General features: G+C 34.2%; 6 protein-coding genes. 4 read left to right on the top strand and 2 right to left on the bottom strand.

Annotated elements, in window-relative coordinates; genetic code table 11:
• Positions 1-871 precede the first annotated feature (871 nt).
• Entirely contained in the window at positions 872-1,738 is an 867-nt protein-coding gene (locus Q7P22_RS00030; RefSeq protein ID WP_303859528.1) for a D-alanyl-D-alanine carboxypeptidase family protein, read from the bottom strand.
• A 538-nt stretch (positions 1,739-2,276) separates the two neighbouring features.
• On the opposite strand from Q7P22_RS00030, the gene Q7P22_RS00025 reads away from it, so the two are divergent.
• From Q7P22_RS00025 to Q7P22_RS00010, 4 genes are all read left to right on the top strand, one after another.
• On the top strand, positions 2,277-2,852 hold the full coding sequence (locus tag Q7P22_RS00025) for a hypothetical protein (RefSeq protein WP_113921869.1): 576 nt from the start codon (positions 2,277-2,279) through the stop codon (positions 2,850-2,852).
• A gap of 305 nt (positions 2,853-3,157) precedes the next feature.
• Positions 3,158-3,442 carry a creatininase family protein gene (locus tag Q7P22_RS00020; protein ID WP_303859529.1) on the top strand — a complete coding sequence of 95 codons (285 nt, stop codon included), beginning with the start codon at positions 3,158-3,160 and terminating at the stop codon, positions 3,440-3,442.
• A 733-nt stretch (positions 3,443-4,175) separates the two neighbouring features.
• Complete coding sequence (locus tag Q7P22_RS00015) at positions 4,176-4,943, top strand: acetoin reductase (protein WP_303859527.1); 768 nt, start codon at positions 4,176-4,178, stop codon at positions 4,941-4,943.
• A gap of 87 nt (positions 4,944-5,030) precedes the next feature.
• Positions 5,031-6,128, top strand: a complete 1,098-nt coding sequence (locus tag Q7P22_RS00010) for a glycerol dehydrogenase (RefSeq protein ID WP_303859526.1) — start codon at positions 5,031-5,033, stop codon at positions 6,126-6,128.
• A 202-nt stretch (positions 6,129-6,330) separates the two neighbouring features.
• On the opposite strand, the gene Q7P22_RS00005 is transcribed toward Q7P22_RS00010, so the two are convergent.
• Positions 6,331-6,865: FAD-dependent oxidoreductase (locus Q7P22_RS00005; protein ID WP_303859525.1), on the bottom strand; the 535-nt coding region annotated here is incomplete at its 5' end.

Below are 6,865 nucleotides of genomic sequence, written 5' to 3'. Positions count from 1 at the left end.
GGTATTGAAACATATGTTGCTGAAAATAATGATAAGTTCTTAAACAAAATTATTCAACAGGTTAAAGCATTGAAAGAACAATTCACCAGTTCAAAGAGCCAATGGCTTGTGGCAATCCTAAAACAAGAAATTTAGCCACAATAAAATCTGATATGTTGCTAGCTGGCATTACGGGGCTTATTACAGTCATCCTAGCTGATAAAATGAATAAGCACGAATTGATTGGAAGCTTAAGACCTTTAATAGCATAAAGGATAAATTTAAAATCCTAATGATAAAGGTTTATTAAATTTACCCTTGTTCTAATGATTGCGGTACAGAACTTCACTATAGACTGCTTTCTATTCAGCATCTGTTAAGAAAACTCTTTAATCATAAGTGTCCTAAATATTTACAGTGAAATATACTTCATTCCGCAAATGCTTATTTCTCGATATAGTTATTTTTTATATCTGAAACGCAATACGATTCCTAATATTCCACAAATTAAAAACAGTATAAGATAATGAGTTTTCCAAGATATCTGTCTTAAAGCCCTATCACATAATATGATATTATATAATATTATATAAACTACAAAATAACCAAAACACAATGTGAAAACATATTTTAAGATATTTTTAAACATCATAATATTAATTTTTTCCTTACAGATTATTTCAGTCAGTGCTCACTAAATGTAAGACTGATTTGTCTTATTATATCATAATGATTTTTATTTCAGTATACTTTAGATAAAATAAGTCACATTTTACAATTTTGCAACACATATCTGGACGGTGATTTTTATCAACTAATATATGGAGTAAGAATGAGCCCCATCCCCCTAGCCATGGTTATCGCAAAGCAACGAGCCAAGCAAGTTCTATTATCATAAACCCTCATATATTTTAATGGTATCCTCTATATGCTTGTTGCTAGTATCATTAATATCTTCTAACTTAGCACCCATTACTATCGCTATATATTCTGTATCTCCCTTTATAGCTAAAGTCGCCCAGCATTGTCCTGCTTCATATGTGGTTCCAGATTTTCCTCCTATGATTTTAAAACCATTTTGAGGTATGTCATGAAGTTTTGAAAGCACGGTAGATTGCAAGACAATGCCATTTGGATGATCTAATGTAGAAGTCGTTTTAAAAGCTTCCTTAGTAAATATTGCTCGGAAATGTCCATTATCTAAAGCATAGTCTAAAAGTATTGCCATATCATAGGCAGTAGTGTATTGTTTTTTATTATGGAGACCTTCTGGATTAACAAAATGCGTATCTTCTAGTCCGAGTTCCTGGGCTTTATCATTCATAAGCTTTACAAAATCTTCTACGCTTCCAGCTATGTTTATGGCTAATGAATTGGCAGCCTCGCCACCTGAGCTTAAAATAGTCCCATATAATAAATCCCTATAGGTAGTTTGTTCATTTCCATAAAATCCTGCCATTGATGAATTCTTATTTACCATCTCTCTATAGGTATCGATATCCACTGGAGCAATAGCAGACAAATCGTTTATATGATCTAAGGCAACAAGAGTAGTCATAATTTTGGTCAAGGATGCTGGATAGGCTTTAGATTTATAGTTTTTCTTTATTATTTCGCTTTCAGATTGTCGATTCACCACGTAGATATAGTTACTGTTATATTTATTATTAAATATATTGTTAATATCTATTTTCTCCTTTACAACAAAGAGTCCGAATATAAATAGAATAACAAAAAATATCTTTACGATCTTACGCATGTTTATCCTCCATAATAGCTTTTTTTCTTTATAAGATAATAATTTTATTAAGCCATTTTAGAGTACTATAAAGTTATTACTGAATTCTAAAAATAATCTTACAATTCTCATACAATTTGACAAAAGAACGCATTGCGTTTGTCTTGATCCTTGATATTACAGATATCACAAACAATACTTTAGGTGGAATAATGGGAGTAATTTTTTAAATTATGTACTCTAGATATTTACAGCAAAATTTATTTCATTCTGTAAATACCTACTCCTAAATAAATTTGATTAAGTTAAATGGTTGTGGGTATATAATTAATAGAAATAGTATATAAACTTAAACCAAACATCTTTTCTCGTCCTTATGATATAAATGTTATTAATTGATAATAGCAAATCATTATGAAGAAGCAGTGAAGAATATTTTGAGACCTATGCTTGTTTTTTTAACTTGTATCAAATTCATTTTTTGTTTATTTAAGATTAGTGTAATAGTTTTTATTTCTTAGTTTAAAATATAGGTAATAAAATTTAAGGAGGAATTTTTTTGAAAAAATTAATGAGTTTATTTGTCATCCTAGTAACCCTTTTCACCCTAACCATTGGTTGTACGCCTAAAGAAACTACTGAGCAAGAAAAACCAGATGCAACGCAAGACCAAACAACTCCGGATGCATCAAAACCTGAACCGGATACTGCAACTGGTCCTTCCTACGTAATGGATGAAGCTTCCATCCAAAAGGTAATGGGACCTGAAGGAAGTTGGATTGTCATATTTACTCAAGATATGAAAACCGATAAAGAATTAGTCTTAGATGGAGAATTTAGAGACAAGGATGATCCTAATGGCGACATTGTTCGCAAAGTAAAGCTTTATGCACAAGATGAAAATCGAACCAAAACTGCATCGTATACACTTACAGCACCTAAATTAACTATTAAAAGTGAAAATGCAATGATTGAAGGGGGTACCTTCGTTGGCGATGTTTACGTAGAGGCAAATGGTTTTACCATAAGGGATGCTCAAATCCAAGGCAATGTTTACTTCTCAAAAGAGGAATACAAAACCTCTTCTCAAGTCATCGAGAATAGCAAAATTACCGGAACATCAGAAGTAAAATAAAAGATGAGGCATAAATTGCCTCTTCTTTTAATTGTGCGCCCAGAATGGGCGCAATCTAATGGTGAAAGTCCCGAAGCTACCTGGTAGTGGGAAGGTTATAGCTAAACACCAAAGGGTGTCGTTGACGACGATGAATCTTTATTATATGTCACTCCGATTAGGGGGAAGACAATAAAGGTGTTTAAATCTAAGTCAGGAGACCTGCCTATTATTTTTAAAGTCTGCTCGAGACAGCGGATTGCGATGTAGGATGTTGGAAAGTCCATACTATTTTTTAGTATGGACTTTTTTCTTTAACTAAATTAATAAACAAAGAGGATTTAAATCCACAAGAAGCTGAGAGAGCATTTATATCAATTCTAAACAACGAGCAAACAGATATGCAGCAAGGAGCTTTTCTGTCTGCCCTTACAGCAAAAGGCGAAACAATCACAGAAATAACAGATATCGCTTTAATACCTATGGGACAAACAGAACAACATGGCCACCATTTGCCCCTTGAGGTAGATAACTATATTGCAACAGGTATTGCTGAAAGAGTTGGCATAAAGCTTGTGTGGATCCTCTTGTGGAGTTCGTTAATAATATAAAAACCTTAAATGTTTAACTTTCTAAGGATGCTAAAGATGGTTTTGCTTTCTAAGGCAAGAAATGCTGAGTTTCATAAACTAAAAGTAAATCTGATAATGTAACTTTAACCCTCGATATGTGTATAAGGGAACATATCGAGGTTATTTTTTACTCGATTTTCTAGAATGTTTTAAGATATCTTATTTTTCTATCACATAATTCTCTAAGAAATAATCATTAATTATGTAATACAGCAAAAAGATTGTGAAGATATTATAATCACGCTTGAAAACATCTTTGTTAATTTTCTCAAGAATGAGAAAAAGTATTATTATGAGATTTAAAATGAGAAAGTATGAGATGAATTAGATCAAAAACTAAGACGAAAGTATACCTGCTACTTACTGAATGAAATAATTAAAAGAGAAAAAGCGCCTATAAAGGACTATCTTGAAGAGAGCGCAAGACAAGATCATAAAATACGGCATAAAAGCGGATTACTTTAATTCATCCCGAATTAATAGGCACTAATACTCCCACTTCAAGATAAAAAGAAAAAGAGGAGGATATTGAGATGTTAGAGGTTAGAACACAAAGACTTCACTGGAGACAAAAAAATCTAACCTCTGATCTCTTGCTTCCAACTTCCCAATTCAGTAGGGGATGAAGAAAACCCTTACGGAATAAATTTCACTTTATTTGGCACATTACTTGCTACTTAATGTAATAAGAAAGTTAAAGGAGGTAATGAAGATGAGTAAAGTAGCTATCGTAACAGGGTCAGGTAGAGGTATTGGTAAGGCCATTGCCTTAAGATTGGCAAAGGATGGATTCAATGTAGTAGTTAATGCTCGCAACCCTGAAAATGCCAAAAAAGTTGCTAAAGAGGTAGAAGAACTAGGTCAAAAAAGTATTGCTATAGCAGGAGATGTATCCAATGAAAAAGATGTCAATAACATTTTTGAAAAGACAATAAGGGAGTTTGGGAAGTTGGATGTTTTAGTAGCCAACGCAGGTATATGTACAGTTAAACCTGCTGTTGAAACAACATCAAATGAATGGGATGAAATATTTTCTATAAACTGTAAAGGCGTGTTTTTAACAAATATTGAAGCAGCAAGACAGATGATGAAGCAAGATACCTTAGGTAAAATTATTAACTGTTCTAGTATAGCAGGTCATGTCGGTTTTGGATATTTATCTGCATATAGTGGAACTAAGTTTGCAGTACGAGGGTTCACTCAGGCATTAGCAGCGGAATTAGCACCCAAAATTACGGTTAATGCTTATTGTCCAGGCATTGTAGAGACAGATATGTGGGAAAAAATTGATGAGAGTTTGTCTCCCTACTTAGGTGTTGAAAAGGGTGGTGCTTTTACGGAATATTCTAAAAAGATATTGATGGGAAGACCCCAGAAATCAGAAGACGTAGCAAATTTAATATCCTTCTTAGCCTCTCCTGGGGCAGATTATATCACTGGTCAAGCTATTATTACTGACGGGGGCATCGTGATGAGTTAATAAGTCATGTGGATTTTAAGCATTAATGAATAGATATAGGTGGTGTGTAATGTATTTAAGACCATTTTTAGAGGGAGGTTTTTGTTTATGACCAGATTAAAATTAATAAGAGCTCCATTAAAATACGTGCAAGGAAAAGGGGCTTTATTAAATTTTTATGAAGAAATAAAAGATTTAGGATCATCATTTTTGTTTATCTGTAGTAAAAGTGGATATAGAAGTTGTCACAAAAAAATCGAAAAGAGTTTTGAAGGAACCGAATGTAAGCTACATTTTAAAATATTCAACGGCATCAGCTCAAATGGTGAAATTGAAAAAATGAGGAAAATTGTCAAAGAAGAACAAATCGAGGTGGTTGTAGGTATCGGTGGAGGGTCCGCTCTTGATACTGCAAAAGCAACTGCATATTACGAGAAACTCCCTGTTGCAATTATTCCTTCGATTACAGCTACAGATGCACCTTGTACTGGACTCTCAGTTATTTATCATGATGACGGAGCTTTTGATACATATCTATTTTATCCCAAAAATCCAGAGGCGGTTATTGTGGATAGTCAAATCATTGCAGATGCACCTGTAAAATTTCTGATAGCAGGCATGGGAGATGCCCTTGGGACTTATTTTGAGGCTAGAGCCTGTATGAGAACAAATTCTCCTAGTTTAGAAAATGGAGGAATTTCACTGTCAGCTATGGCTTTATGCGAATTATGTTATAAAACTCTATTAAAATGTGGATATCAGGCAAAATTATCTTGTGAAAAACATTTGGTCACACCTGCTTTAGACGCGATTATTGAGGCAAATACATACTTAAGTGGTGTAGGTGCTGATAATGGAGGACTTGCAGTTGCTCATTCTGTATACAATGGATTTACAGCCTTACAGGAATGTGAGAAAACCATGCACGGTTCCCTAGTGGCATTTGGGACGATCGCACAACTTATTTTAGAAAGTGCCCCCAAGCAAGAAATTAAAGAGGTTATGGATTTTTGCTATAGTGTAGGTCTACCTATTACTTTAAAAGAGATAGGAGTAACCGATGGAGAACGTGTTCGCATCGCTGCTCAAAAAGCTTGTATACAAGGAGAGACAATTCATCATATGGCAGGAGGTGTAACCTGGGAACAGCTATATGACGCCTTGTTAACAGCGGATTTGTTGGGGCAACAATACTTTATATCATAGCTTCAAAAATATCAGCCTGATATTTTGGGTGTTTACTTTTTACCAGCGAGGCAGTGGGCAAAAGTTACACTTTCTCATTATAAAAAATTGTTGCCAAATTTATTCATAAAAATTTTAGATTTGGCAACAATCAAAATAACAAATAATTGATAGATTTATTACTCTTTCAAATCCATTAGCAATTCAATTGACTTAAAAATCGTTAGATATCGAGTGCAGCATGGTATCCTTGATATACCGCTGCTGTTATAGTTGACGCTTTTACACAATCTCCAATTTGAGCAACATATGGTGCACAGTCAATTAAGTTTTCCACTACATTTCTTCTTGCTTTCTGTCCAAGAGCGCAGATTACTGTTGTTCCTGGAATGAGTTGTTCTTCAGCTGTTGAATCAGCACAGATGACGCCATCAGCTATTACCCGTAATCCTTTTAAGCCTGTATGAACCTGGATTTTTTGCTTTTCAATTTCCTTTAAAAGAATTGGTCGGTGTCTGATATTTGCGTCTATTGCTAATTCTTCTCTCATCTCCACAAGGTGAACAGTTTTTCCTTCTTGAGCAAGATGGATTGCAGCTTCACAACCTGCAAGTCCCCCTCCTAAGACGATGACTTCATCTGTCACCTTCTCTTTTTCTAGATAATAGTTGTTTACCACAATTACGTTTTCTCCATCTAAACCAGGAATGGGTGGCAAGAGGGGTTCCGATCCTACTGCGATGATTAACGCGTCTACG

Origin of the sequence: Alkalibaculum bacchi, from assembly GCF_937875145.1 — a bacterium.
GTDB classification, from domain to species: domain Bacteria; phylum Bacillota; class Clostridia; order Eubacteriales; family Alkalibacteraceae; genus Alkalibaculum; species Alkalibaculum bacchi_A.
This window is presented reverse-complemented; position numbering and strand designations above follow the sequence as displayed.

Bases quoted from the DNA above. Each gene is read 5' to 3' on its own strand.
- Q7P22_RS00030 (WP_303859528.1), bottom strand. From the start codon at position 1,738: ATGCGTAAGATCGTAAAGATATTTTTTGTTATTCTATTTATATTCGGA.
- Q7P22_RS00015 (WP_303859527.1), top strand. From the start codon at position 4,176: ATGAGTAAAGTAGCTATCGTAACAGGGTCAGGTAGAGGTATTGGTAAG.
- Q7P22_RS00010 (WP_303859526.1), top strand. From the start codon at position 5,031: ATGACCAGATTAAAATTAATAAGAGCTCCATTAAAATACGTGCAAGGA.